Genomic DNA, 26260 nt, shown 5'->3' with positions numbered 1-26260 from the left:
GCCTGGACAGCCGTCCCGGTGGGCGGCGAAGCCCTTGTGGCCGCCGCCCGGTGGGGCGGCGCATTCCCCACCCTAGCCGATCAAGGCGCCCAATACCAGCACGGCCAGTATGGCCCAGAACAGGAATCCCAGTATCGACCGCCGCAGCAGCGCGCGTATCGCCGCGATCAGCAGGAGCACGCCCAGGATAAGCACGGCGAAATTGAACAGGTTGGGGCTCATGCCCATGGCATGGGCCAAGCCTTCGGAAAACTGGCTGATCGCCCGGCCGATGCCGCCCAGCACGTAGCGCAGGACGCCGACGATGGATCGGATGATTTCGCCCAGGATATTGCCCAGGGATTCAAAGAAGCCTTTCGATTGCATATCGCCTCTGAAGGATGCCGGTTCGGCGTATCTTAACCAGTCCGGCCGGCACGATGGCGGGGCCCCGCCGGCATCGCCGGCACCGCGGGCGTCGTGGTTTTGCGGCAGGCGCGGCGCCGGGCCGCGCTAAGATGCCCGCTATTCGCTTGCCCGGCCATGGGATTGCAATGGAACAGATCGAACTGAACGACGGCACGGCCGACCGCTTCCTGCTGGATGCGGCCGGCCTGTCGCTGGTGGTGTTTCACAGCCGCACCTGCGCCGACTGCCGGCTGGCGCGCGAACAACTGCCCGGCATGGATTTGCCGGTGCAGCGCGTGTGCTGGGTGGATGCCGGGGAGAACGGCGGGCTGGTGCAACGCTACGAGGTTTTCTTCCTGCCCACGATGTTCGTGGTCCGCGATGGGGCCTTCTATGGCCCGGTGCAGGCCCGCTTGCAGGAATGGGACATCCGCCAGCAGATCAGCCTGGCGCTGGATGGCTATCCCGGGATCCTGCCCTAGCGCGACTCGCGGGACACCACGCAGTCACCATCGCGGCTGCCCTGCATGGCAGCGGGGACAAGCGCGTATCAGTTGACCGTCGCCCCCGTATCCTGCACGACCTTGCCCCACTTGGCCGACTCCGACTTCAGCAACGATTCGAATTCGCTTTCGCTGCTGAGGCTCAGCGTCAGTCCGGCCGTCGCCAGCGCCTTGGCGGCTTCCGGTCCCTGCATCACCTTGGCCGTGGCGTCGTGCAGCTTGTCCAGGATAGGCTTGGGCGTGCCGGCCGGCGCCAACAGCCCCAGCCAGATATTGGCCTCGTAGCCTTTCACGCCAGCCTCGTCCAGCGTCGGCACATCGGGCAGGTCGGCCGAGCGCTGGCGCGTCGTCACCGCCAGCGCTCGCAGGCGTCCCGCGGTGATCTGGGGCAAGGCCGCCGTCACGCCCAGGAAACCCATCGAGACCTGGCCGCCGATGATGTCGGTCAGCGCCTGGCCGCTGCCGCGGTACGGGACGTGGTTGATCTTGATATCGGCCATGGTGGCGAACAGCGCGGCCGCGAGATGCTGGCTGCTGCCATTGCCCGACGACGCGTAGTCCAGGCGCCCGGGCTTGGCCTTGGCCAGCGCGATCAGCTCTCCGACTGTCTTGACCGGCACCTTGGGATTGACCACCAGCACATAGGGACTGTCCACCAGCTTGGTGATGGGCGCGAAGCTTTTGATCGCGTCATAGGGCAGCTTCTTGTACAGCCACGGGCCAATGACGTGCGTGGTGGAAATAAGCACCAGGGTATAGCCGTCCGGCGCCGACTTCGCGACGAAATCCGTGCCGATGGTCGAGCCCGCGCCCATGCGGTTTTCCACCACGACCGGCTGCCCCAGCTCGGGGCTGAGCTTTTCCGCCAGCATGCGCGCCACGACGTCCGTGAAACCGCCGGGCGCGAAGGGCACCACCAGCTTGATCGGGGCGCTGGGGTAGTTGGCCGCGTCGCCTTGGGCCCATGCGCCGGTCATCGCCGTCGCGCACAAGGCGAGCGCCGCCATGATGCCTGCAAATCGATGTCGCATCGTAGTCTCCTCCCTTTTATTCACGGAAGACGCGGCCCGGTGAGCCGGGCTCGCGCATCGCGCCGCCTGGGCGCTACGCTGTCAGCGATACACGGGGTCCGGCTGCGTGAAGAAGGCGTGCAGGATGTGATAGACCATCTTGTAGTTTTTCTGCTGGAAGCTCGCGTGCGATATGCCCTGCATCACGGTGAACTGCTTGAAGGTATTGGGCAGGCGCTTGAAGAATTCGGCCAGGTCGTCGAAGGACGCGATGCCGTCGTATTCGCCCCGCATGACGATGGCCGGGACCTGCAGCTTTTCCGGATCCACCAGGGGCAGCTTGCTGCACATGTCGACATAGGTGCCGGTGGGCATGGAGCTGTCCAGCGACAGGATGGCGTCGGCGAAGGCGGAAACCGTTGCCGCGTCGGCGCAGCCGGGATGGTCGCGGGAGAAAATGCTTTCGACGAAAGCGCGGTCAATGGGGCGACGGTTCTTGGCCAGGAATTCCGCCAGCTTCAGCTTGCGTTGCGCCAGCGTGGGGCTGCCTTCGCCTGTCCACACGAACGCGTCCAGCGCCACGCGGGCGACGCGCTCCGGATGCTGCTGGGCGAACAGCGCCGCCTTCAGGGCGCCGGATGAAATACCGTAGACCATCAGCTTCTCATCCTTGGCGCGCTGCAGGATGTATTCGCTGCCGGCGGCCAGGTCCTGCGCGCCGTTGGGGATGTCGAAGTTGATCGGCCGGTGCTTGCTGGAACGGCCATAGCCTTCGTTGTCCATGCACCAGGTATCGAAGCCGCGCGCTGCGAACCAGTCCATGACGGAGGAATCGGGCCGGCCCGGCACGCTCAGGTCGAAGGTGGGCTGCGATGCCATCGACGAGCCATGCACGAAGAGTACCGTGCCGGCATGCGGCACGCCCGCGGCGGCCGGCTTGTGCCAGAGGAAAAGCTTGACGTCGCCGTCGCGCTGCGTCCAGTGTTCCTGGCCTCCCTGCCAGGTCACGGCGCCCGTTCCTTTCAGCGACGGGTCCTGGGAGGTTGCTGCTTGAGCCATGCTGTCTTCCTATTAAAAAGTCACGTACAGAGGAAAACATGGTGAACGCGTGGCCCGCCCGATTCAACAGCGATCCGTGAAAAGATTGTTCACGAATCGCGCGCGGCATTGTTCACCGCTCAGCCGTCGCCCAGCCATGCGGCATTGCCGCGCCACGCCCCCGAGGTCACGTGATCGCGCAAGGCCGCGCGCAGCACCGAGCGCATGGCTTGGGTGGCACGCACCGCGCGGCTCTCGCGCAATGCGGCGATGGCCACGATGGACGGGATGGCGGGCCGCTCGATCGGATACGCGGCCACCCTGCCCGCCGCGGCGTCGTCCTGCACCGCCGCATAGGTCAGGATGGAATAGCCGAGCCCGCCCGCCACCAGGTCCCGCGTCAAGGCCAGGCTGTCGATTTCCATGATGACGCGCAGGCGCAGGCCGCTTTGCACGGCGCTCTGTTCGATCAGCCGGCGGTTCGCGTGCGGCAAGCCGGGCAGGATCAAGGGCAGCGCCTGCACATCGGCCAGCCGGCGGGCACGGCCGGGCGCCCCGGGCAATCCCGCGTCCGGCGGCGCGACCAGCACCATGGGCTCCGCGATGACCGGTTCGACGTCCAGGCGGTCCAGCGGGGGCGGATTGTGTAGCACGGCCAGGTCCACCCGCCCGTTCAACACCCATTCCTGCAGCGAAGTGCTCAGGCCTTCTCGCACATGCAAGGACACCTGCGGCCAGCGCGCGCGGAATGCCTCGATGACACGGCGGCCGACCATCATGGCCACGCCGGTCGGCAGCCCCAGCGCGACGTGCCCGGATAGCGCATCCCCTTCCTGGCGTACGTGATCCTCCGTCTGCCGCACGAAGTCGGCAATCATCTCAGCGCGTTCCAGCAGGCGGGCGCCGGCGCCCGTCAGCCGCACGCCGCGCCCGTGCCGCGCCAGCAGCGCGACGCCCAGCTCTTCCTCCAGCTTGCGTATCTGGCGGCTGAGCGCGGGTTGGGCGATATAGAGCTCCTGGGCGGCGCGGCTGAAACTCCCGGCGCGCGCGACATGGGCGAAGTAGCGCAATTCGCGCAGGTCGATGACTGTCTCCCGTCAGGTGGATGGACCGGCACGCACCCATGCCGGGACGGCATAGCTTTCCATCGCGACTCGGTCTTTGTCAACGGTCCCCGCCGGCTGCTAAGGTGCGCCAGATATCGAGATCGACAACAAGAACGGGCCAGGCGCCCGGCGAAAGCGAGACAGCATGAAGGAGACCAACCATCGCGACATGGCATGGGACGACGCCTCGGGCGTCATGCTTTGCCGGCGCGACAGCGGCCATGGCGGGCGCGCCATCGTGCTCGTGCACGAGCTGGGCGGCAGCCTGGACAGCTGGGACAAGGTGGCGAACCCGCTGGAATCGCAGTGGCGCGTCCTGCGCTACGACCAGCGTGGTCACGGCCTGGCCGAAAAACCCCGCACGCCCTGCACGCTGGATGACCAGGCGCGCGACCTTGGAGCGGTGCTCGCCGCGGCCGGCGTGCCGCTGCCCTGCCTGCTGGTGGGCGCGGCGGCCGGCGCGGCCATCGTCGTTTCCTATGCCTTGCGGCACCCCGACCGCGTGGCGGGACTGGTGCTTTGCCCGCCCGCGCTGGGCGCGGATCCGCAACGGCGTGCCTACCTGGACGAACGTTCGCGCATGGCCGTCGATCAGGGCATGCGCGCCGTGGCGGATGCATCGCTCGCCAACTCCTATCCGCCTGGCATCCGGCGCGATGCGGCTGCCTTCGATGCGTATCGCGCGCGTTTCCTCGGCTGCGATCCCGTTGGCTACGCGCACGCCAACCAGGCGCTGGCCCATGCCGAGCTGGATGGGCGGCTGGCCGATCTGCGCTGCCCGGTCCTGGTCGTCGCGGGCCGCCACGACGTGCTGCGCCCGCCCGCCTACGCGCGCCGTATCGCGGACGCCATCCCGGGGGCGCGGTACACGGAAATCGACAGCGGCCACCTGATGGCCGTGCAGGCGCCCACCGCGCTCGCCCAGGCGATCGCGGCACACGGCGCCACGCTTTCATGGGGAGACGAGCAATGCAACAACAAGGCATGACGCGCGGCCGGATCTGGATCTACCTGCTGCTTTTCACGGGCTGCTCGATCAACTACATCGACCGCATCGTATTGTCCGTCGCCGCGCAGCCGGTGGCCGCCGCCTTCCACTTGTCGACCGTCCAGCTGGGCTATCTGTTCTCGGCCTTCCTGTGGACCTACCTGGTGGCCGTCCTGCCCTGGGGCATGTGGGTCGACAAATACGGTACCCGGCGTTCGACGGCGGCCGGCATGGCGATATGGTCGCTCGCCACGCTGGCAACCGGTGCGAGTTGGAGCTTTGCATCGCTGTTCGCGTCGCGCCTGGCCATGGGCTTCGGCGAAGGCGCCACCTACCCGGCCGGCGGCCGCACCATACGCGAATGGATGCCCGCGGGCGAACGCGGGCTGGCCACGGTGGTCTTCAATTGCGGCGGCTACGCGGGCCCGGCCCTGGGCCTGGTCACCATGGGCTATGTCGTCAGCGAACTGGGCTGGCGCGGCGGATTCTATGTGGCCGGCGCCGTGGGCTTCGTCTGGCTGCTGGCGTGGCTGATCTGGTTTCGCCAGCCCGAGCAGGCCCGTTTCATCGGCGAAGCCGAGCGCGCCAAAATTCTGGCCGAGCGCGGCGGCGCCGCGACGCCCGGCACGGCGCGCCCCTGTCCGCGCTGCTGCGGTGCCGCAGCCTGAGGGGCGTGGCGATTACCCAGGGCTGCGCGGTCTATACCGTGTACTTTTTCCTCACCTGGCTGCCCTCGTATCTGCAGACGACGCGCGGCCTGAGCGTCCTGAAAACCGGCATGTTCACGGCGGTACCCTATGCTTTCGCGGTACCCGGCACGATCTTCATCGGCTGGCTCAGCGACCGCCTCATGCGCGGCAAGCCGGTGCAGTCCGGCGCGCGCCGCAACCAGGTGGCGGTCATGATGTTGTGCTCGGCCGTCATGGTGACGATCCGCTGGGTTCACGACACCGCGACCATCATCGCGCTGCTTTCCATCTCGCTCAGCTGCATCGGCAGCGCCGTGGGCCTGAACATCACGCTGACCAACGACCTGTTGCGCAATGCCGCCAATACCGGCAAGGCACATGGCTTCCTGGTCACGGGCGGCAACCTGTTCGGCGTGATCGCGCCGATCGCGACCGCCTACGTGATAGCCGGCACGGGCAGCTACGACGCCGCCTTCGTGGTGGCGGGCGTCCTGTTGCTGGTAGGGGCCACCGTGGTACTGACGATGACGCGCGCGCCGATCGCGCCGGAAGACATGCCGCGCGGGCGGCCCATCCTGGAGGAGATGCGCCCATGAACGACATCCTGCACGCCAAGGACGCGATCCGGGAGCTCCTGGCGGACTACTGCTTCCGGCTGGATGGATACGAGCTTGCCGAGCTGGGCCGGCTGTTCACGCCGACGGGCCAGTGGATATCGCGCAACGGCCGGGCGCAGGGCCCGGACGGCATCGCTTCCTTCATGCGCCAACTGGTGCCCGCGCCGGGGCCGGGGACGCGGCGCAAGCACTTCACCACCAACATCATCATCGACGTGGACGGCGACAGCGCCGGCGTGCGGTCCAATTTCCTGGTCGTGCGCGATGCGCCGGGTGGGCCGGCCATCGCCGTGGCCGGAACCTATCGCGACCGTGTCGTACGGCTCGATGGCCGGTGGCGATTCGAGCAGCGCGAGCTTTTTCACGACATCGCGGGCGAAAGCGGCTTGAACCGCTGATCCGGCTAAAGCGGCCCGAACCGCTATCCGGAACCAGCGCGCCTGAACCGCTCGGAACCAGCGCGGCCTGAACCGCGCATCCGCCATCACGGCGCGCTTCGCCCGCGCCGTTATTTGTTATGAAAAGTGTCGCTGTCGCGGCACCACCACGGGCGGGCGCGCCGCTGTCACGGCGCCAGGTCGCGGTCCCAGTAGGGTTGGTCGCCGAAGTAATCACCCAGGAAACCGACGAACAGCCGTGTACTCTGGGCCATGGTGGGGTTGGGCAGATAGGCGGCGTACAGCGCGCGTTCCGGCAGCCGGTATTCCGGCAACACGCGCACCAGCTGGCCGCTGCGCAGCGCGTCGCCGGCCGCAAAGGTGGGCACGACCCCGATCCCCAGATTGCCCAGCGCGGCATGCAGCACCGCGTCGGCGCTATTGGCCTTGAAGTTGCCCTTGGGACGCACCGCCTGCACGCCCGCCTCATCCGTGAACGACCATTCCCCCTTGCTGTTGACGAAATACACCAGGCAGTTGTGTTCGACCAGGTCGGCCGGCGTGCGCGGTGCACCACGCCGCGCCAGATACGCGGGACTGGCGCAAGCCACCCAGCGCACCGGCGCCAGCCGACGCGCCACCAGGGACACCAGCAAGGGCTCATCGGCCTGGCGTATCACCACGTCGGCGCCGGCGGTGATCAGGTCGGGAAACTGCTGGCTCAGGTCCAGGTCGACGGAAATATCGGGATACTGCTCCAGGAAACGGGTGATGGCCGGTACCAGATGGCGCCGCCCGAAGGCCATGGCCGAACTGACGCGTATGAGGCCGCCGGGGGAACTGCGGAATTGTTCGATCTCGTGACGCGCGTCTTCCGCGTGCGCCACCAGCTGGCGGCAGCGCTCGTAGAACAGCGCGCCGGCCGTGGTCAGTCCGATCTTGCGGGTGGTCCGATGCAGCAACTTGACCCCCAGCGCATGTTCCAGGTCGGCCACGTGCTTGCTGGCCAGCGCCTTGGAGATACCCAGCTTTTCCGCCGCGCGGGAAAAGCTTTTCTCCTCCGCGATCACCGAAAAGGTCAGAAACTCATTCAGGTCTAGCATCGGGTGTCTGCGCCGCGGCGCCGCGGCGTGTCTCCATTGGTATCCGTCACAAGGATTTTGACACGCCCGCGCAAGGTCGCCCGCCATCACACTCGGGAAAATCATTCTTCCTGCCGTCCTCCTTCATGAGCGTCATCCGCAGCGACATTCCCGCCCGGCTGGACCGCCTGCCCTGGTCCCGCTGGCATACGCGCGTCGTCGTGGCGCTGGGCGTCGCCTGGGTGCTGGACGGGCTGGAAGTCACGCTGGTCGGCTCGCTGGGCAGCGTGCTGGAACGTCCGGATACCCTAGGGCTGGACGCCGTCCAGGTGGGCTGGTCCGGTTCGCTGTATATCGCCGGGGCGGTGGTGGGTGCCCTGGTCTTCGGTCGCCTGGCCGACCGCCTCGGCCGCAAGAGGCTGTTCTTGATGACGCTGGCGCTGTACATGGCTGCCACGCTGCTGACGGCCTTCTCCACGAATTTCGTGTTCTTTGCGATCTGCCGCTTCGCCACGGGGCTGGGCATCGGCGGCGAATACGCCGCCATCAACTCGGCCATCGATGAATTGATTCCGGCGCGGGTGCGTGGCCGCGTCAGCCTGGCCATCAATGGCAGCTTCTGGGTCGGTGCGGCACTGGGTGCGGCGGTCAGCCTGTTCCTGCTCGACGCGCGCGTGCTCGGTCCGGAATACGGCTGGCGGGCGGGCTTCGCCCTGGGCGCGGTGCTGGCCCTGGCCATCCTGCTGGTGCGGCGCGATGTGCCGGAAAGCCCGCGCTGGCTGCTGTCTCACGGGCGCGAGGCGCAAGCCCTGCGCATCATCGAAGCGATCGAAGCCGAGGTCATCGCGCGGGAGGGCGGCCTGGCGCCGGTGGCCGCCAGCGTGACGTTCGGCCGCCGGGCCGCGCCCACCCTGCGCGAGGTAGCGCACGTACTGACGCGGCGCTATCGCAAGCGCAGCGTGGTGGCGCTGTCGATGATGATCTCGCAGGCGTTCTTCTACAACGCAATCTTCTTTACCTATTCGCTTGTGCTGACGCGCTTCATGCACGTACCGGCAGACCGCGTGGCCCTGTATATTTTTCCGTTCGCCGCGGGCAATGTGCTGGGGCCGCTGCTGCTGGGCCCGCTGTTCGACCACGTGGGCCGCCGCCGCATGATCGCGTTGACCTATGTCTCGGCCGGGGTCGCGCTGGCGCTGACGGGATGGGCCTTCATGGCGGGCCACCTGGGGGCGGGCACACTGGCGCTGTGCTGGTCGGCGGTGTTCTTCCTGGCGTCGGCCGCGGCCAGCTCGGCGTACCTGACGGTCAGCGAAGTCTTTCCGCTGGAAACCCGCGCCCTGGCGATTTCCGTCTTTTATGCCATCGGTACGGGCGCCGGCGGCTTTGTCGGACCCGTGCTGTTCGGCACGCTGATCGAAAGCGGCAACCGCAACGCCGTCGGTTACGGCTACGCGTTCGCCGCGCTGCTGGTCATCGCGGCCGGCCTGCTGGCCCTGCGCCACGGCGTGGACGCGGAACGCAAGCCGCTGGAAGAGATCGCCACGCCGCTGGGGGTGGAGGACGCGCCCGCGCCGCGAACCCAAGCCGTTCGCACTGAACTATGATGTACCGGTCCTTCCCGCAAGGACGCTTGTACGCAATATCAACGCTGTTATAGGGGTACGCATGATCCGCAAGCTCATCCCGCTCGTTCTCGTCGCCAGTCTCGCTGCCTGCGCCAACACCGGCCGGCAGGCATCATCGACCGGCACGGACGGCACGACATCCTCCACGCCTTCGGCCGGTACCACGGACAGCTCGAGCAGCACGGAAAGCTACGGGGCCTCCGGCGACAGCGCAGGTGGAAGCTACGGCGGGGGGTATGGCGGCGGCGGCTACACCCCGTCCTATGCGGCCAGCCGCGGCTGCGATGCCCAGCCCGTGCAGAACATGATCGGCACCAAGCTGACCAGCTCGGTGGAAAGCCAGATCAAGCAGGCGTCTTCCTCCAGCAAGACCCGTGTGCTGAAGCCTGGCGAAGTCATGACCATGGAATACGACCCGCAGCGTATCAACCTGATCCTGGACCAACAGGGCGCGCTGACTGCCCTGCGCTGCGGCTGACCATCCGCCGCGGCCCGGGATCCGCGGCGGCCAACGGAGGAGCCCGCCATGACCCGCAAGCCCCCCAGCATCGCTTTCCCCGATGGGCAGACCGTCCCGGCCCTGGGCCAGGGGACCTGGTCCATGGGCGAATCCTCGGCGCGCGCCCAAGTTGAAATCCGTTCGCTGCAGGCCGGCATCGACGCCGGCCTGACGCTGATCGACACCGCGGAAATGTATGCCAATGGCGGCGCGGAGGAAATCGTCGGCCGCGCCATCCAGGGACGGCGCGACCGCATATTCCTGGTCAGCAAGGTCCTGCCCGGCAATGCCTCCCGGCATGGCGTCGCGCGTGCCTGCGAGGCGAGCCTGCGGCGCCTGGGCGTGGACCGCATCGACCTGTACCTGCTGCACTGGCGTGGGCCGCACCCCCTGGCCGACACCGTGGCGGCCTTCGAGGAGCTGGTCAGCCAGGGCAAGATCGCCCGCTGGGGCGTCAGCAACCTGGACGGCGAGGAGATGAAGGAATTGACCGCCCTGCCCGGCGGCGAGCGGGCGCAGACCGACCAGGTGCTGTACAACCTTGGCCGTCGCGGCATCGAGTTCGATCTGCTGCCGTGGTGCCGCTCGCGTGGGATGCCGGTCATGGCCTACTCCCCCATCGAGCAGGGGCGCCTGCTGCACGATCCCACGCTGAAGCGGGTGGGCGAACGCCATGGCATCAGCGCGGCGGCGGCCGCCCTGGCGTGGGTGTTGCGCGAGCCCGGCGTGATCGCGATCCCAAAGACGGCATCGCGCGAACACCTGAAGCAGAACCTGGCTTGCCTGGGGGTTACGCTGACGGACCAGGACCTGGCCGAACTGGACCAGGCCTTCCCGCCGCCCGGGCGGAAACGGCCGCTGGAGATGATCTAGGGCCTGTCAAGGAAGGCGCCCGGCCCCGCAGCCGCCCGCCGTGACGGACGACGCTAGCGGCGCGCGAAGGTGGCCACCACCGAACCGCCGATGATCAGCAAGGCCGCCATCAGCAGTGACAGGGTCGCGGGCGTTTCGCCGGTCAGGACAAGCAGCAGCGTCGACAGCAAGGGCGCCAGATAGGACAAGGGGCCCAGCAAGGCCAGATGCCCATGCTTGGTGGCGTAGTCCCAGGCCAGGAAGGCAAGCCCCGTCGGCCCCAGCCCCAGCAGCAGGATCGCGCCCCACTGGGCGCCGCTGACGGGCACGGTGGTTTCCAGCAGGGCGTGGCAGGCGGCGCCTGCCAGCGCAACCAGTCCACATACGCCCACCATCATGCTGCTGGGCGCACTGGCGTAACGCCGGTTCAGCACCGAGTATCCCGACCAGATCAGCGCACAGCCGAAGGCGGCGGCGATGCCCGCGACCGGCCATGCCGCGTCGGCCGCGCCGCTGCGATCGAGTGCGATCAGCGCCGTGCCCGCCAGCCCCAGCACCGCGCCCACGACATGGCGGGGATGCAAATGGCCGCCCGGCGCCAGCGCGGAAAACAGCACGATGAACAAGGGCCACAAATAGGCGATCAAGCTGGCCTGCGCGGCCGGCGCGTGCGAGAGCGCGAAGAAATACAGCGCGTGATAGCAAAAGATGCCGCCGACGCTCAGCAGCCAGGGGCGCAGGGGCTGGCGCATCTCGGCCAGCGCGGCGCGTCCGCGCGGCAGCAGCGCGCAGACGCCGCCCACGAAAGCCACGCCGAAACTCAGGGCCAGCAGCTGGAACGGCGGCAGGCCGCCGGCCCGCACCGTCAGCAGGGCCAGCGCCGCCCACAGCAGGATGGCGATCACGCCTATGCTTGTCGCGCGGGCCGCGCTGGCCGCGCCCGCATGGGATCCCGTCATCGTAGACACTGCATCACCCCGTGCTCCATCGCTGCATGGTCCTCGTTCGGCGCGACCGCGTGCCCAGCATCGCCGCAAGGCACCCGCGCTCCTGTCATAGCCGCTGCATCAAAGCCGCCCAGCATAACGAAAAACCGGCACCGGCGCCCAGGCCATGCCTGCGCGCGGGACGCCGGTTGCATCGATCGCCGCCAGGCCCGATGACGCGGTCGCGTCACGAAGGGCCCGACGCGCTCAAACTCGCATCAGCCCTGCGCTTGCGTGATACGCGCGGGCAGATCGCGGCCGTGATATTTCTTGTAGATGGCGTTCAGCTTGCCGTTCTTCAGGTTTTCGCGCACCCAGTTGTTGACCCAGTCCTTCAGCGCGGGCTGGCCCTGCTGCAGGGCGATGCCCAGGTCGAACTCCTTCTGGGCGAACTTCATTTCGACGTTGCGCTGCGGCGCGCGCTTCTGGATTTCGGCCAGGTTGGACGGCGTGCTGGAGAAGATATCGATCTGGCCGGTCACCATGGAAGTGATGAGCGTGGCGTCATCCTCATAGCGCTTGATGTCCGCGCCCTTGGCCAGTTCCGTGGTGATGCTGTCGTTGACCGTCGCGCGAGTCAGCCCGATGGTCTTGCCGTTCAGGTCCGGATAACCGGCGATCTTGATGTCCTTGGGCGCCCCCACGATCAACGAGATCACGGCATACGGCACGGAGAAGTCGACGACCTTCGCGCGCTCGGGGGTGATCGACAGGTCGGCCACGACTAGGTCGGCGCGCTTGGCCTGCAGCGTCGGCACGCGGGCAGCGTTGGTGACCTGCACGATCTCCAGCTTCACGCCCAGGTCCTTGGCCAGCAGGGCCGCAGTATCCACGTCCGAACCGGTGGGCTTGAGGTTTTCGTCCACGTAGCTGTACAGCGGCGTGCCCATGGCGATGGCCACGCGGATCTTGCCTGCCTTCTTGATGTCGGCCAGCTCGTCGGCGACCGCTGCATGCGCGACGCCGGCCAGCAGCAGCGCGGCGGTGCAGCCGCGCAGGAACAGTTGGTTGATTTTCAAGTGTGTCTCCTCGTTGATATGCGGTGTTGGAACTGCGTTGGAAGGCAGCGGTGAGGCCGCTGGAATGAAAACGTGGTGCCGGGGGAATGAAAAGCGCAAACCGTGCGGCGACAGGCCCGAGCTTGCCTTCAGAGCCCGTTGCTCAGAAAGGCCCGCAGCTCCGGCGTCCGCGGCGCGTCCAGCATGCCGCCGTCGCCGACCTCCCAGACCTTGCCCTGGTGCATGTAGATGATGCGATCGGCCACGCGCTTGGCAAAGGCCATCTCGTGGGTGACCAGGATCATGGTCATGCCGCCGGCTGCCAGGTCTTCCATGACGCGCAGCACTTCGCCGGTCAGTTGCGGGTCGAGCGCGGACGTCACCTCGTCGAACAGCATGACCTTGGGCGACATCGCCAGCGAACGTGCGATGGCCACGCGCTGTTGCTGGCCGCCGGACAGCTGCTCCGGGTAGGCGGCCGCCTTCTGCGCCAGGCCGACCTGCTCCAGCACCGACATCGCGATGCCGCGCGCCTGCTCACGGCGCATTTTCTTGACGTGCCGCAGCGCCAGCATGATGTTCTCTTCCACAGTCAGGTGGGCGAACAGGTTGTAGCTCTGGAACACGATGCCCACTTCCAGCCTCAACTGGCGCAGGTCGGTTTCCGGGCGATCCACGCGGATGCCGCAGACTTCGATGCTGCCCTGGTCTATGGTTTCCAGCCGGTCGATGCAGCGCAGTGCCGTGCTCTTGCCCGAGCCGCTGGCGCCGATCACCGCGATCATCTCGCCCTTCGCCACCTCGAAGGAAACGCCCTGCAGGACCTGGTTCGAGCCGAAGCGCTTATAGACGTCGTCCAGCTTAACGATTGCCGACATTGAGCTTGTTCTCCATCGATTGGCTCCAGCGCGACAGCGGGTAGCACAGCACGAAATAGAAAGCGGCCACCAGGCCGAACACGAGGAAGGGCTCGAAAATGGAGTTGTTGATGATCTGTCCGGCGCGCGTCAGCTCGATGAAGCCGATCACCGACGCCAGCGAGGTCATCTTGATCAACTGCACCATGAAGCCGACCGTCGAAGGCAGCGCCAAACGCACGGCCTGCGGAATGATGACCAGCCGCAAGGTCTGCCAGCGGGTCATCGCCAGGCATTCGGAAGCTTCCCACTGCGGCTTGGGCATCGCTTCCACGCAGCCGCGCCAGATATCGCCCAGATAGGCGCTGGTGTAGACCATCAAGGCCAGCCCCGCCGCCACCAGCGACGGTACTTCGTAGCCATAGACCGACAGGCCGAAATAGACGATGAACAGCAGGATCAGCAGCGGGATGCCCTGGATGATTTCGATATAGACCAGCGCCGCCACGCGCAGCCAACGGCGCGGCGAAATCCGCGCCAACATCACGCCGAACCCGCCGATGCTGCCCAGGACGAAGGCCAGCGCGGACAGGACCAAGGTCCAGCCTATCGACTGCACCAGGTACCAGAAGTGCGCCATCGAAAAGCCGTGCATTACGCCGCCCCCCGCTTGATGGCCGCCGATACGCTGGCGCGCTTGGGCGGCGGCTTGCCGGCTTGCGCCGCGGCGCGCCGGATCGCGCGGCGGCGCTTGAAGGCATATTCGCCCACCACCCAGGCCAGCAGCTTGATCAGCAGCGACAAGACCAGGTACAGCGCCGCGACGACAATGTATGTTTCCAGCGAGCGGAATGTATCGGACTGCACCGTGTTGGCCACGGCGGTGAGTTCTTCGGCGGAGATCTGCGATGCCACCGCGGATGCCTGCATCATCAACAGGAACTGGCCGGTCAGCGACGGGTACACCTTTTCGATGGCGGGTTGCAGCATGACATGCCAGCCGATGCGCCAGCGCGACAGCCCCAGGCATTCCGCGGCCTCGATCTGCCCGCGCGGCACGGCCTCCAGCCCAGCGCGGATGATCTCCGCGGCATAGGCGCCGATATTGACGATCATCGCCAATACCGCCGCGGTAAAGGTGGGCAGATGGATGCCCGCGCTGGCCAGGCCGAAGAACAGCAGGAAGATCTGAACCAGGAAGGGTGTGTTGCGCACCGCCTCGATATACACGGCGCAGGCGCGGGCCAGCAGGCGGTAGCGGCTGCGTTTGGCGAAAGCCACCAGCGTGCCCAGGATGACGCCGAAGAAAATCGCCACGGCGGTCATTTTCAGGGTCAGCCACGCGCCCTTGAGGAACACCGGCCAGTAGGGCCACAGACTACTGAAATCCAGGGAAAAGCTCATCGCGCGCTAAGTCTCTTTCTTTATGGGAAGCCGTGCTTTTGGCCAGCCCCTTTTTTTGAACGCCGCGGTGCCGGTCGGCGGTGGGGACACCGGCATACGCTGGCGGGGACTATATCATCGATGTACGACAACGTACATGGTACAAATCCCTAGACTCGGCGGGCGGTAGGGCTTTCTCCAAGCTGAACGCAGGACACGCCCGGCCGCACTCATATGACAACCGATAAGAGGGCCGGCGGTGCAGGCCCGCGTTCGGTCGCCAGCCGCCTGCGGCTGCGCAACTTCCGGAGCGCGTCCCGACGCGAGCGGGCCTAGACTGGATGTGTCCCCGGCCGGCGCCCTTGGGATACGAGTCGCCGCCGGCTATCGCATCGCCGACGGCAAGCCGATCATGCCCCTTCCCGAACATCAGAACCCGCTTCTTCTCGAACCTTCCCGGCGCCAGGCGCACGGCCCCGCGCAACCGCATGAGTCCGAGCTGGATCGGACTCCCGCCGGATTGCACGGACAGGATTGGGCCGCCCTGGCGCAAGCGCTGGACAGCCAAGGGTGCGGCCTGCTGCCCGGGCTGCTGTCCGACGCGCAATGCGATGCACTGGCGGGCAGTTATGACGATGCCGGGCGCTTTCGCAGCCGCGTCGTCATGAGCCGCCACGGGTTCGGACGCGGCGAATACCAATACTTCGCCTATCCGCTACCCGGCCTGATCCAGGGCTTGCGCGAGCAGGCCTATCCCCATCTCGTTCCCATCGCCAACCGCTGGAATGCGGCGATGGGCAATCCCGTGCGCTATCCGCCCACGCACGCCGGCTTCCTGCGGCGCTGCCACCAGGCCGGCCAGGCACGCCCTACCCCATTGCTATTGCGCTATGGCCCCGGCGACTACAACTGCCTGCATCAGGACCTGTATGGCGAACACGTATTTCCGCTGCAGATCGCGGTACTGCTTTCCCGGCCGGACAGCGACTACACGGGCGGTGAATTCGTGCTGACCGAGCAGCGTCCGCGCATGCAGTCCCGCGTGGAGGTGGTGCCCTTGAACAAGGGCGACGCGGTGGTGTTCGCGGTCAACGAGCGCCCGGTACAAGGAACTCGCGGCGTGTATCGCGTCAAGCTGCGCCACGGCGTCAGCCGTTTGCGCACGGGGCAGCGCCACGTGCTGGGCGTGATCTTCCACGACGCCGCCTGAACCCCGCCGCGTTTGGCCACCGCGCCACCGTCCGCGCCGGCACACGCGCACCGGCATATGCAAGCGACGCCTGCGGAACCGTTGCTTGCATACACCGGCATATCCAGGCCGCACGCGCGCGACCGTTGCGTGCATGCACCATTTGTTTTGCAAGCATGCACGATATCGGCGATTTCATGCCTATTCCACACCTCCGCGTGGCAGCGGTGCGTGCGATGCCTACAATCGGCTGCATCGCTTTGCACTGCGTTCGAACCAGGAGTCGGCAATGAAACGGACCCGCCCGTACATGCATCTGATCTACGCCGCGGCCGCCGGCGCGCTGCTATGCGCGGCCAGCAACGCAAGCACCACGCAGGCGTCCCCGGCAACCAGCGTCCTCGATCGCTGCGCGTTGGCCATCGGCAATCAACCACGCACCGCCATGCAGGGCTGCCTGAAGACGCAGCTGAAGAAGGCGCATGACGCCATGCGCGCGGCTTATGCGCAAGTGGAGTCCGGCCTGAAGAAGATCGATTCCGCCGCCACACCGGATGCGCTGCGCGCCTTGAAGCATTCGCAGGACAGCTTCAACAGCTTCATGCACAAGGAATGCAGGCGCCAAGGCGCCGCCATGCTCGGCGGCTCGGGCGCGGGCGATATGGAACTGGCATGCCAGGTCGCGCTGACGCAATGGCGCGCGACGCAGCTGGGCCAGAACTGAAAGATGTCCGGCTCTTCGTATACGCCTGTTCGCCTGTTCGCCTGCCCGCCTGTTCGCCTGCCCGCCACGGGGTGCGGGCGCCCGCCCTGCCTACTTGGCCTGCACCGCCAGCCACTTCAGAATGTAGTCGGCCACGACCAGGTTGTTCCTGTCCTGCATCATCATGTGCGAGTTGCCGTGGATGCCGACGCTGGGCAGCGTCACGAGCCTGGCCTTGCCGCCCGGCTGCTGGTTGATCTTGTCCACGACGGCCTGGCGGCCGCGCATCCTGACGGCGCCCGTGATCGCCTGGGCGTCCAGGTGATCGCCGAACAGCTCAAGATCCGGGATGCCTTTGTAGGCGGCAATCTGCGCATCGGTGGGGACGATGTACTGCGCGCCCTCGATATTGACCACGGCCCGCACCCGCTTGGGCCGCAGCCCGACCAGCGCATCGGCGTAGGGACCGGACAAGGAATGCACGAGGACGATGGACGGGCCGATCCTGTCCAGCAAGGCGGCCAGCGCGATGGGCGCCGTCTTCGGCCCGCCCCCAGTCAGGGTAGCTTCGGAGTTCGGTACGCCCTGCGCGGCGAAAGCGTCGATCGCCGCGACAGGAAACTGCGTATCCGGAAACGGGGTGCCAAACTGCGGTCCGAAGCGGAAATTGGTCCAGGCGAACTCGCCCGTCGCGGTAAACAGCCCTGAGGGCAGGACGCCGGCATCCTTCTTTTCCTTGGCTTCGACGATGGACGTCGCGTCAAAGCCGGCGCGGCCGCGCCCCGGCGTATCGACCACATAGACCGGGTAGCCCTTGCGCGCAAAATAGGTCGCCCAGCCTTCCCTGCCGTCCGGCGTGGTCTCGTATTCGGCGCCGGTCAGCCCGCCACCGGGGACCAGCACGATGGGCGTCTTCTTCGCATGCTCGGGGATGACGTAGCTGACGTACATCTGGTCGACCGCGATCTTGCCATTGGGCACCCGGCCGGCCGGGAACGAGCCCGGGTACTGTGTGTCGATGATGCGGCCGCCCACGAAGAAGCTGCCCATATCGGCGATCCGCAAAGGGCCGCCCATGGACGCGGCAACGGCCGCATTGGCCGTGAAGAGCGCCAGCGCACAGGCCCGCAGCACGAAGGAAATGGATCTCGTCATGGTTTCGTCTCGTTCGTTCTAATAATTGGAATCAACGCCGGCGCGTGCATATCGCGCCAGGGCGAGGCGCCGGCCCATACGGCCAGACGCCGAAAGACTACGCCACCGCCCCTGACAACTTGCCGAACCGGCCCTGGCGCGCGCATCCCGGCGCGGCAAGTCTGCAACTAATATTGCACGTGTCAAACTTCTGCAATATATTTTGCATTAAGATCACTGCTCATCGCTCGACCCCGAGCATTCGCCTGGACGCCAGGATGCGCTTCGAAGACCTCGTCGCCGACAAGAACGACACCCTTACCGGCTCGGACCGCAAGCTGGTGGACGTGCTGCTTTCCGATACGACCGTGGGCAGCTTCATGCCCGCGCACAAGATCGCCGAACGCGCGGGGGTGCATCCGTCCACGGCGGGCAGGCTCGCCCGCAAACTGGGTTTCGATTCCTACCGCGCCATGCGCGAAGCGATGGTGTTCGAGCTGGATGCATCGGCGCGCGTGCGCAAGCGCATCGACAATGCCACGGGAAACACCCTGCTGGAATCCGTCATCGCCGGCGAGATCGCCGCGCTCGGCCGCCTGATGGAACAGGTGACGCAGAAGGACATCGCCGCCGCCACCGAAGCGCTGCGCCGGGCCCGCCACATCATCGTCATCGGCGAAAGCCATGCCGGCAGCCTGTCGGAACTGTTCGCGCGCCGGCTGAAGCGTTCGGGCTACCACGCGCTCGGCCTGGCGCATGCCGACTGGCAAGCCGCCGACGAACTCATCAGCCTGACCGACAGGGACCTGGTCTTCGGCATGATCTTCCGTCATGACAGTCCCGGCGTGACACGCGCGCTGCGGCTCGCCCGCGAGGCGGGGGCGGCCAGCATCCTGCTGACCGACCTGACCTTGCCCGTCGAGGCCAGGTTGACCATCACCGCCAGGCGCGGCGAACCTGGCGAGTTCCAATCCCTGACGGTGCCCATGGCCATCTGCAACACCCTCATCCTGGAACTGTCACGGGTCGACCGCGGCCGCTCCATGGGAGCACTGGCCAAGCTGGAAGACCTGCGGGTCGGATTCGAAAAAACAGGCGGCACCGCACGCCGCCGTTGATGCGGCGCTGCATGCGGTCCCACACCATTCTTGTACCTAAGCGCGCGGGAGACACACATGTTCAAGCTAAACCGGTATGCCGCCAAGGGCGTACTGCTATGCATGCCGATAGCCGCGGCCATGGCGCCAGCCGGCGCCGCGCAGGCCCAGGCCGGCTCGGACGCGCGGCCCACCCTGACCATCGCTGTCAACGAGCTGGCGCGCACGCTGGACCCCGCCGCCGGCAACGGCACCGTCGACGTCCGTGGCTACTACTCCATCTTCGATACCCTTATACGGCGGGACTTCGATCATCCCGAGGCCAACGGGGGCGCCAAGCTGGAGCCGTCCCTCGCGACCAGCTGGCGCTGGAGCACGCCCACCACGTTCGAGGTCAAGCTGCGTTCGGGCGTGCTGTGCCACGACGGCAGCCCCTTCAATGCCGATGACGTGCTGGCCACGTTTTCGGCCGAACGCCTGTGGGGCCCCGACGCCTATTACGCCGAGGGCCCCGCCTACTTCGGCACGTTCAAGAAGGTTGAAAAGCTGGACGACATGACGGTGCGCTTCACCACCGCCGAACATGACGCCTCGCTGGAGCAGCGGCTGTCCAGCTATATGTCATTCGTCATCTGCGACGAGGCCTGGAACAAGTACCGCAAGGACGGCGTGCCGGCCAAGGTCTGGATGGACGAAGCCGCCAAGGCGCTGCGCTTCAACCCGGTAGGCACCGGCCCCTACAAGTTCGGTAGCTACCAGAAGAACGACCACATTACGCTGCAGGCCTTCGACAAGTACTACGGAGGCAAGCCGGCCGCCAAGACCGTCACCTTCAAGTCCGTGCCGGAAGTCGCCGCGCGCATCGCCGGGCTCGTATCCGGCGAGTACGACATCGCCGCCGAAATCCCGCCCGACCAATGGGAGGGCCTGGGCGCGTACAAGGATCTGACCTTGAAGACCGTACCGCAGGAGAACAGCCATGTCGTCGTCTTCAATACCAATGACCCGGTCCTTTCAGACAAGAACCTGCGCCACGCGCTTAGCCTGGCCATCGATCGCAAGGCCCTGATCGACGCCCTCTGGAAAGGCAAGACCTACGCGCCCAACGGCTACCAGCTGCCCAGCTTCGGCAATCTGTACGACAAGGATCGCGTCGGCTATGCGTACGATCCCGAGCAGGCGAAGAAGCTGCTGAAGCAAAGCCGCTACAAGGGCCAGGAAATCTCCTATCGCCTGATCCCCAACTACTACCTGTACAACGTCGAGGCCGCGCAGATCCTGCAGGAAATGTGGCGCGCTGTCGGCATCAATGTGCGCATCGATTTCGTCGACAGCTTCAAGGACGTGCGCAAGCCGGGCATCCAGATGTACGCGTGGTCGAACACCTACCGCATTCCCGATCCGACCGGTTCGCTGCTGATCCTGTGGGGCGCCAACTCGGAAGTGCAGAAATCCTCGAAGGTCTATACGCCCACCCCGGCATTCAATACGCTGTCGCAGACGCTGTACACCGTGGGCGACCCGGCCCAGCGCCGCGCGACCTACCGCAAGGTCCTCGACATTTTCGAGGACGATATGCCGATGACCATGCTGTACAACCCGGCCACCGGCTACGCCATGAAGAAAAACGTGCAGTGGCAGCCCTACTCCCAATACTTCATGGACTTCCGCCCCGACAACCTGTCCTTCGGGTCCAAATAGGTGGACACCGTCCTTTCCGTACAGGGCTTGCGCGTGGGGTTCCGCACGGCGGCGGGCTACGCCGACGTCCTGCATGACGTCGGCTTCGACGTGGGCCAGGGACGCACGCTGTGCATCGTCGGCGAAAGCGGTAGCGGCAAGAGCATCACGTGCCAGACCATATTGGGGCTGCTGGCGCGCAACGGCCGCCGCACCGCCGGCCGCATCCTTTATCAGGGCCGCGACCTGGCGGAACTGCCGGAACGCGAACTGCGGCGTGTGCGCGGCGCCGGCATAGGCATGGTATTCCAGGACCCGCTGGGCTCGCTCAACCCGGTACATACCGTCGGCCGGCTGCTGGACGAAACGCTGGCCCTGCATACGCCCCTGGACCGCGTCCGGCGAGCCGCGCGCGCCATCGAGCTGCTGCGGATGGTCGGCATTCCGGAGCCGCAACAGCGGCTCGCTTCGTACGCGCACCAGTTCTCCGGCGGCATGGCGCAGCGCGTGATGATCGCGATGGCGCTGGCTTGCGGTCCGCGCCTGTTGATCGCCGACGAGCCGACCACGGCGCTGGACGTCACCATCCAGGCGCAGATACTGGAACTGCTGAACCGCCTGAAAGCGGAGCTGGGCATGGCTATCCTGTTCATCACCCACGATCTGGGCGTGGTCGCCGAGATGGCGGACGATGTCGTCGTCATGCGCCATGGCCGCGTGATCGAAACCGCGCCCGCCGCGCGCCTGTTCAGTGCGCCCCGCGAGAGCTACACGCGCGAATTGCTGGCGGCCATGCCGCGCCTGGATACCCGCGCGCCCGTCTACCAGTGGCGCGAGGAATGGGCATGACGGCGCGCACTCCCCTGCTGGAGGTCAGCGAACTGCGCCGCTATTTCGGCCCCTCGCGTTCGCTGTTGGGGCACCAAGGCCACGGCATACGTGCCGTGGAGGACGTCTCCTTTCACGTGCGTACCGGCGAAATAACGCTGGGCCTGGTCGGTGAAAGCGGCTGCGGCAAGTCGACCACCGGCCGCATGATCGTCGGGCTGGAACGGCCGACGCGCGGCGCGATCCGTTTCAAGGGCCAGGACCTGGCGCCCCTGACCGACGCGCAATGGCGCGCCAAGCGGCGCGAGGTGCAGATCATTTTCCAGAACCCTTTATCGGCCCTGGATCCACGCTTGTCCATCGCCAAACAGATCCGGGAGCCGCTGGACCTGCACGGCATCGGTCCGGCTTCGGAACGCGATGCCACGGTGGACGCCCTCATGCACGCGGTAACGCTGCCCCATGCGCTGCGCGATCGTTTCCCGCACCAGATCAGCGGCGGCCAGGCCCAGCGGGTGGTCATCGCGCGCGCCCTGGCGCTCAAGCCCAGCCTGATCGTCTGCGACGAGCCGGTGTCCGCCCTGGACGTATCGGTGCAGGCCACCGTCGTCGCCTTGCTGCAAAAGCTGCAGCATGACCACGGCATCGCCTATCTGTTCATCTCGCATGACCTGCGCGTGGTGCGGCGGCTATGCCATCGCGTCGCGGTGATGTACCTGGGCCAGATCGTGGAAGAAGCGCTTACCGACGACCTCTACGAACGCCCCCTGCATCCCTATACCCGGGCGCTGCTGTCGGCCATTCCCGATGTCTCGGCCACGCCGCGACGCGAAGGGGCCGGGCGCATCGTCCTGCAAGGCGATCCGCCCAGCCCCGCGCAGCCGCCCAGCGGCTGTCGCTTTCATACCCGCTGCCCTTACGCGCAGGACCGCTGCGCGCAAGAGATGCCGGTTCTCCGTCCCGTGGGGGACACGCACACGGTGCGGTGCCATTTCGCGGAACAGATAAGCAGCCAGCATGAATAAGCCCTTGATCATCGCCCACCGCGGCTACTCCACGCGTTATCCCGAGAACACCCAGTCGGCATACCGCGGCGCCATCGACATCGGCGCGGATATCGTCGAAAGCGACGCACGGCTGTCTAAGGACGGCGCCGTCTTCGCCTGCCACGACGCCACGCTGGCGCGCATCGCGGGAGACCCGCGCGAAGTCGCCGATATGACGGCCGCTCAGTTGTGCGAGGTCGCGCTAGCCGGCGGCGCGCGCCTGTCGCCCTTGCCGCGCACCCTTATCGATATTGCCCCGTCGCGACCGGTCCTGATGGATGTGAAGACGCCGGACCTGGACATCATCGAAGCCATCGTCCGCGACATACGCGCCTGCGATGCGCTCGCCCGGGTCTGGATGGGCGTGCGCGACCTGTCGCAGATGGTATTGGCCCACGCGCTGCTGCCAGGCGTCCGCCTGCTGGCCTTCCTGCCTGACTATTCCCGGGCCGAGGAATTCGAACGCGCCGGCGCGCAGGCGTTCCGGGTGTGGGAAGGACACGTCGACGATCCGGACGCGGCCCGCGTCGTGCGCGCGAAACCGACCTGGATCACCATGGGCGGCAAGAACACCCCATGCGAGGTGGGTGACACCACGCCCGAGCGCCTGGCGCGCATCCTGGCATTGCGCCCGCGCGGCGTGCTGTTGAACGATCCCCCCTTGATGACTGGCACGGCCGCTTCGCCGCGGCCCTCGGAGACGCCATGAACGCCGGCCTGCTGACGCGCAAGTTGCTTCGCGGCTTCCTGACGGTGTGGATCGTCGTCACTTTTACCTTCGTGGCGCTGAACCTGTCGGGCGACCCCATCGAAGCGCTGGTGGGCGACCAAGCCTCGCCCGAGGTCGTGCAGCAGTACCGGCAGAAATTCGGCCTGGACAAGCCGCTGTGGGAGCAATACGTTTCGTATCTGGGCAACATGCTCCGTGGCGACTTCGGCTTGTCGCTGTCCGACCAGAAGCCCGCCACGGCACTGATCGCCGCCGCCTTGCCCTATACCCTGCGACTGGGTCTCACGGCATTCGGCTTCGGCCTCGCGCTGGGGTTGGTCCTGGGCATAGTCGCGGCGCTGAATCGCAACCGCGCGGTGGACCGCTTCGTAATGAGCTTCGCGGTGCTGGGCTTCAGCCTGCCCAACTTCTTCCTGGGCATACTGCTGATACTGTTGTTCTCGCTGCGCCTGCGGCTGCTGCCCAGCGCGGGCGCCGACAGCGCGTGGCACCTGGTCCTGCCGGCCGTCACGCTGGGCACCCACTTCGCCGGCGTCTTCGCGCGGTTCACGCGATCCGCCATGCTGGAAGTGCTGAACCGCCAGTACATGGTGGCGGCGCGCGCCAGGGGGGTGCCGCGCCTGCGCCGCGTGGCGTGGCACGCACTGCCCAATGCCGCCATACCGATCGTCACCATCGCCGGCTTGAAACTGGGCGACCTGGTGGCCGGCTCCATCATCGTGGAGACCGTGTTCGGCTGGCCCGGCATCGGCCGCCTGCTCGTCGGCTCGGTCACGTCGCGCGACTTCGCGGTGGTGCAAGCCATCCTCATCCTGACCGCCGTGACCATGGTGCTTGCCAACCTGGCGGTGGATTTCATCTACACGCTGCTGGATCCCCGCATGCGCGCATCGCGCAAGGAGGGCTGAAAATATGCTATCCGCCCTACCCTGGCGTCGCAATGGAGCGGCGAACGTCCGTGCCGAGAAGCGCTATCCCGCGCTGGTGATAATGGCCATGGTCTTCATCGTGCTGCTGTTGGGCGTTGCCTGCCTGGCCGACGTGCTGGCACCCTATGATTACCGCGCGCAAACGCTACGGCTGCGCCTGGCGCCCCCCTTCTTCCTGGGCGGGACCGGCGCGCACTGGCTGGGCACCGACGAACTGGGCCGCGACATACTCAGCCGGCTGCTCTATGCCATCCGTTTCAGCGTCCTGGTGGCGCTGGGCGGCACGGCCATCGGCGCGGTGGTCGGCACGGTGCTGGGCTTCCTGGCGGCGCATTTCCGCGGCGTGGTGGAAGAGGCCATCATGATGCTGACGGACGTCCAGGCATCCCTGCCCTTCATCCTGATCGCGCTGGCACTGATCGCCGTATTCGGCGGCAGCTTCACGCTATTCGTCGTCATCATGGGTTTCTACGGCTGGGAAGTATTCGCGCGCCTGACGCGCGGCGTGGTCATCTCGGCCAACAACCAGGGTTATGCCATGGCGGTGAAGGCCCTGGGCGCGTCGCCCTGGCACATATACGCGAAGCACATCCTGCCGAATATCCTGAGCGTGCTGATCGTGCAATTCACGCTGAATTTTCCGCAGGTCATCCTGCTGGAAACTTCGCTGAGCTTTCTCGGGCTGGGCATACGCCCGCCCTTGACCAGCCTGGGCCAGATGCTGGGATCCGGCCGTGCCTTCCTGATGACGGCATGGTGGATCGCGATCCTGCCCGGGGCCGTCATCTTCCTGACGACGATGTCCATATCCATCGTTGGCGACTGGATCCGCGATCGGCTGGATCCGTCGCTGCGCGACGTCGGCTGACTACAGCCCGCCGCTCGCAGCCGTATCAATCCCGCAGCAGCTTCTTGGGATACCGTCGCAGCTCGCGGCCCTCGACGAGGTCCCGCCCCCTCAATCGCGCAGTTCGCGCATCCGCTGGGCGACATAGTCCAGGAAGCACGCGATGCGCGAGGCCAGCTGGGTATTGCGGTAGTACACCGCGTGCACGGGCTGGCGCACCTCCACGGTATCGCGCGCCAGCACCTGTACCAGGTCTCCGCGGCGGCGGTCCTCCCGCGTCATGAAGTCCGCCAGGCACACCAGCCCCTGCCCCGCCAGGGCCAGCTGGCGCAAGGTTTCGCCGCTGGAGGCCGACAGGGTCGGCTGGATGGCCAGGCTTGCGCCGCCGGCATGCCGCAGCGGCCAGTGGTTCAGGGTTTCCGGCTGGGTGAAGCCCAGCAGGCTGTGGTGCTCCAGGTCGGCAGGCGTGCGGGGCTTGCCGCGTTCGGCCAGGTACGCCGGGCTGGCCAGGATGCGCAGCGCGTGGCTGCCCAGCGGCCGCGCGTGCAGCGTGGAGTCCCGCAAGGGCCCGATACGGATGGCGATATCGGTGCGCTGCTCCAGAAGGTCGATGATCTGGTCGCTGGTATGCAATTCCAGCGCGATTTCCGGGTATTGCTCGCGAAAGCCCCCGACCAGCGGGACGACGACGTGCAGCATGAAGGGCGATGCGGCGTTGACGCGCAGCAGGCCCGCCGGGACGTGACGCCGGACGGCCAGTTGCTCTTCCATGGCGTCCACGGAGTCGACGATGCGCCGGGCGTCGGCCAGGAAGAGCTTGCCTTCTTCGGTCAGCGCCAGTCGCCGGGTGGTGCGCTGCAGGAGGGTCGTGTCGAGCTTGCGTTCCAGCCGGGCCAGCGCGCGGCTGATAGCCGACACCGTCTGGCCCAGCTGGGCGGATGCCGCCGTGATGGAGCCGGTGTCCACCACGGCGATGAAGGTCTGCATTTCGTCCAGGGTCGTCTTCATGGGTGCGAATGTTAGCCGCAGATCAGGTCTGTTGCCCTGGCCAGGCATGGGCCGCTTCGACGCGAGCGT

29 protein-coding genes are annotated in these 26260 nt (G+C 66.7%); 17 read left to right on the top strand and 12 right to left on the bottom strand.

Annotated elements, in window-relative coordinates:
- Positions 1-72: 72 nt before the first annotated feature.
- Positions 73-366: a hypothetical protein gene (locus tag AKI39_RS09855; protein WP_066635013.1), complete on the bottom strand. Its 294-nt coding sequence runs from the start codon at positions 364-366 to the stop codon at positions 73-75.
- A 167-nt stretch (positions 367-533) separates the two neighbouring features.
- On the opposite strand from AKI39_RS09855, the gene AKI39_RS09850 reads away from it, so the two are divergent.
- A complete protein-coding gene (locus AKI39_RS09850; RefSeq protein ID WP_066635010.1) occupies positions 534-869 on the top strand; it encodes a thioredoxin family protein in 336 nt (111 codons plus the stop codon).
- A gap of 68 nt (positions 870-937) precedes the next feature.
- Here AKI39_RS09850 and AKI39_RS09845 read toward each other — a convergent pair whose 3' ends face one another.
- From AKI39_RS09845 to AKI39_RS09835, 3 genes are all read right to left on the bottom strand, one after another.
- Positions 938-1921: a tripartite tricarboxylate transporter substrate binding protein gene (locus AKI39_RS09845; RefSeq protein WP_066635007.1), complete on the bottom strand. Its 984-nt coding sequence runs from the start codon at positions 1919-1921 to the stop codon at positions 938-940.
- Positions 1922-2002: 81 nt separating this feature from the next.
- Entirely contained in the window at positions 2003-2959 is a 957-nt protein-coding gene (locus AKI39_RS09840) for an alpha/beta hydrolase (protein WP_083228743.1), read from the bottom strand.
- Positions 2960-3078: 119 nt separating this feature from the next.
- Positions 3079-4008 carry a LysR family transcriptional regulator gene (locus tag AKI39_RS09835; protein ID WP_145925238.1) on the bottom strand — a complete coding sequence of 310 codons (930 nt, stop codon included), beginning with the start codon at positions 4006-4008 and terminating at the stop codon, positions 3079-3081.
- 181 nt (positions 4009-4189) lie between these two features.
- On the opposite strand from AKI39_RS09835, the gene AKI39_RS09830 reads away from it, so the two are divergent.
- The 4 genes from AKI39_RS09830 to AKI39_RS09820 are packed head-to-tail and all read left to right on the top strand — an operon-like array spanning position 4190 to position 6736.
- A complete protein-coding gene (locus tag AKI39_RS09830) occupies positions 4190-5032 on the top strand; it encodes an alpha/beta fold hydrolase (protein WP_201258559.1) in 843 nt (280 codons plus the stop codon).
- On the top strand, positions 5014-5700 hold the full coding sequence (locus AKI39_RS26180) for an MFS transporter (RefSeq protein ID WP_158515167.1): 687 nt from the start codon (positions 5014-5016) through the stop codon (positions 5698-5700). The genes AKI39_RS09830 and AKI39_RS26180 overlap by 19 nt, the downstream gene beginning before the upstream one ends.
- Positions 5670-6317: an MFS transporter gene (locus AKI39_RS26175; RefSeq protein ID WP_338012429.1), complete on the top strand. Its 648-nt coding sequence runs from the start codon at positions 5670-5672 to the stop codon at positions 6315-6317. Before AKI39_RS26180 ends, AKI39_RS26175 begins: the two co-directional genes overlap by 31 nt.
- Positions 6314-6736, top strand: a complete 423-nt coding sequence (locus AKI39_RS09820; protein ID WP_066635001.1) for a nuclear transport factor 2 family protein — start codon at positions 6314-6316, stop codon at positions 6734-6736. The genes AKI39_RS26175 and AKI39_RS09820 overlap by 4 nt, the downstream gene beginning before the upstream one ends.
- A gap of 167 nt (positions 6737-6903) precedes the next feature.
- Here AKI39_RS09820 and AKI39_RS09815 read toward each other — a convergent pair whose 3' ends face one another.
- Positions 6904-7818: a LysR family transcriptional regulator gene (locus tag AKI39_RS09815; RefSeq protein WP_066634999.1), complete on the bottom strand. Its 915-nt coding sequence runs from the start codon at positions 7816-7818 to the stop codon at positions 6904-6906.
- A gap of 125 nt (positions 7819-7943) precedes the next feature.
- On the opposite strand from AKI39_RS09815, the gene AKI39_RS09810 reads away from it, so the two are divergent.
- The 3 genes from AKI39_RS09810 (at position 7944) to AKI39_RS09800 (ending at position 10797) form a co-directional block, all read left to right on the top strand.
- Positions 7944-9404, top strand: coding sequence for an MFS transporter (locus tag AKI39_RS09810; RefSeq protein WP_066634996.1), 1461 nt, complete (start codon positions 7944-7946; stop codon positions 9402-9404).
- 61 nt (positions 9405-9465) lie between these two features.
- The gene (locus tag AKI39_RS09805; RefSeq protein WP_066634993.1) at positions 9466-9903 is read left to right on the top strand and encodes an I78 family peptidase inhibitor; all 438 of its coding nucleotides are present in this window, start codon (positions 9466-9468) and stop codon (positions 9901-9903) included.
- A 48-nt stretch (positions 9904-9951) separates the two neighbouring features.
- The gene (locus tag AKI39_RS09800; RefSeq protein ID WP_066634990.1) at positions 9952-10797 is read left to right on the top strand and encodes an aldo/keto reductase; all 846 of its coding nucleotides are present in this window, start codon (positions 9952-9954) and stop codon (positions 10795-10797) included.
- 53 nt (positions 10798-10850) lie between these two features.
- Here the strand turns inward: AKI39_RS09800 and yddG are convergent, their stop codons facing one another.
- The 5 genes from yddG to AKI39_RS09775 all read right to left on the bottom strand — a co-directional run bounded on the left by yddG (position 10851) and on the right by AKI39_RS09775 (position 15021).
- Positions 10851-11735: an aromatic amino acid exporter YddG gene (gene yddG / locus AKI39_RS09795; RefSeq protein ID WP_066634987.1), complete on the bottom strand. Its 885-nt coding sequence runs from the start codon at positions 11733-11735 to the stop codon at positions 10851-10853.
- Positions 11736-11980: 245 nt separating this feature from the next.
- On the bottom strand, positions 11981-12781 hold the full coding sequence (locus AKI39_RS09790; protein WP_066634984.1) for a transporter substrate-binding domain-containing protein: 801 nt from the start codon (positions 12779-12781) through the stop codon (positions 11981-11983).
- Between the two features lie 128 nt (positions 12782-12909).
- Positions 12910-13638, bottom strand: coding sequence for an amino acid ABC transporter ATP-binding protein (locus AKI39_RS09785; protein WP_066634978.1), 729 nt, complete (start codon positions 13636-13638; stop codon positions 12910-12912).
- Positions 13622-14272 carry an amino acid ABC transporter permease gene (locus tag AKI39_RS09780; protein WP_066634976.1) on the bottom strand — a complete coding sequence of 217 codons (651 nt, stop codon included), beginning with the start codon at positions 14270-14272 and terminating at the stop codon, positions 13622-13624. Before AKI39_RS09780 ends, AKI39_RS09785 begins: the two co-directional genes overlap by 17 nt.
- A complete protein-coding gene (locus AKI39_RS09775) occupies positions 14272-15021 on the bottom strand; it encodes an amino acid ABC transporter permease (RefSeq protein ID WP_066634973.1) in 750 nt (249 codons plus the stop codon). Before AKI39_RS09775 ends, AKI39_RS09780 begins: the two co-directional genes overlap by 1 nt.
- A 391-nt stretch (positions 15022-15412) precedes the next feature.
- Here AKI39_RS09775 and AKI39_RS09770 point away from each other — a divergent pair, with 391 nt between their 5' ends.
- Positions 15413-16210, top strand: coding sequence for a 2OG-Fe(II) oxygenase (locus tag AKI39_RS09770; RefSeq protein WP_083229088.1), 798 nt, complete (start codon positions 15413-15415; stop codon positions 16208-16210).
- 268 nt (positions 16211-16478) lie between these two features.
- Positions 16479-16913, top strand: a complete 435-nt coding sequence (umoC, locus tag AKI39_RS25145; RefSeq protein ID WP_158515166.1) for a UmoC family flagellar biogenesis regulator — start codon at positions 16479-16481, stop codon at positions 16911-16913.
- A gap of 90 nt (positions 16914-17003) precedes the next feature.
- On the opposite strand, the gene AKI39_RS09760 is transcribed toward umoC, so the two are convergent.
- Positions 17004-18047: a lysophospholipase gene (locus AKI39_RS09760; protein ID WP_066634970.1), complete on the bottom strand. Its 1044-nt coding sequence runs from the start codon at positions 18045-18047 to the stop codon at positions 17004-17006.
- 257 nt (positions 18048-18304) lie between these two features.
- Here AKI39_RS09760 and AKI39_RS09755 point away from each other — a divergent pair, with 257 nt between their 5' ends.
- Genes AKI39_RS09755 through AKI39_RS09725 form a run of 7 tightly spaced genes read left to right on the top strand, consistent with a single transcriptional unit; the run spans position 18305 to position 25204 of the window.
- On the top strand, positions 18305-19144 hold the full coding sequence (locus tag AKI39_RS09755) for a MurR/RpiR family transcriptional regulator (RefSeq protein WP_066634968.1): 840 nt from the start codon (positions 18305-18307) through the stop codon (positions 19142-19144).
- A 57-nt stretch (positions 19145-19201) separates the two neighbouring features.
- Complete coding sequence (locus tag AKI39_RS09750) at positions 19202-20824, top strand: ABC transporter substrate-binding protein (RefSeq protein WP_066634965.1); 1623 nt, start codon at positions 19202-19204, stop codon at positions 20822-20824.
- Positions 20825-21652 carry an ATP-binding cassette domain-containing protein gene (locus AKI39_RS09745; RefSeq protein WP_066634958.1) on the top strand — a complete coding sequence of 276 codons (828 nt, stop codon included), beginning with the start codon at positions 20825-20827 and terminating at the stop codon, positions 21650-21652. It abuts the gene before it with no gap.
- Positions 21649-22656: an ABC transporter ATP-binding protein gene (locus AKI39_RS09740; protein WP_066634956.1), complete on the top strand. Its 1008-nt coding sequence runs from the start codon at positions 21649-21651 to the stop codon at positions 22654-22656. The genes AKI39_RS09745 and AKI39_RS09740 overlap by 4 nt, the downstream gene beginning before the upstream one ends.
- The gene (locus AKI39_RS09735; RefSeq protein WP_083228739.1) at positions 22649-23386 is read left to right on the top strand and encodes a glycerophosphodiester phosphodiesterase; all 738 of its coding nucleotides are present in this window, start codon (positions 22649-22651) and stop codon (positions 23384-23386) included. The genes AKI39_RS09740 and AKI39_RS09735 overlap by 8 nt, the downstream gene beginning before the upstream one ends.
- Entirely contained in the window at positions 23383-24315 is a 933-nt protein-coding gene (locus tag AKI39_RS09730; RefSeq protein WP_066634947.1) for an ABC transporter permease, read from the top strand. Before AKI39_RS09735 ends, AKI39_RS09730 begins: the two co-directional genes overlap by 4 nt.
- 4 nt (positions 24316-24319) lie before the next feature.
- Positions 24320-25204 (top strand): ABC transporter permease, encoded by an 885-nt coding sequence (locus AKI39_RS09725; RefSeq protein ID WP_066634945.1) that lies wholly within the window; start codon positions 24320-24322, stop codon positions 25202-25204.
- A gap of 90 nt (positions 25205-25294) precedes the next feature.
- Here the strand turns inward: AKI39_RS09725 and AKI39_RS09720 are convergent, their stop codons facing one another.
- Complete coding sequence (locus AKI39_RS09720) at positions 25295-26191, bottom strand: LysR family transcriptional regulator (RefSeq protein WP_066634943.1); 897 nt, start codon at positions 26189-26191, stop codon at positions 25295-25297.
- Positions 26192-26260: the final 69 nt, after the last annotated feature.

Source organism: Bordetella sp. H567 (genome assembly GCF_001704295.1).
Classification (GTDB): domain Bacteria; phylum Pseudomonadota; class Gammaproteobacteria; order Burkholderiales; family Burkholderiaceae_B; genus Bordetella_C.
Note: the sequence above shows the minus strand (reverse complement) of the source record. Positions and strands in the feature narration are given on the sequence as shown.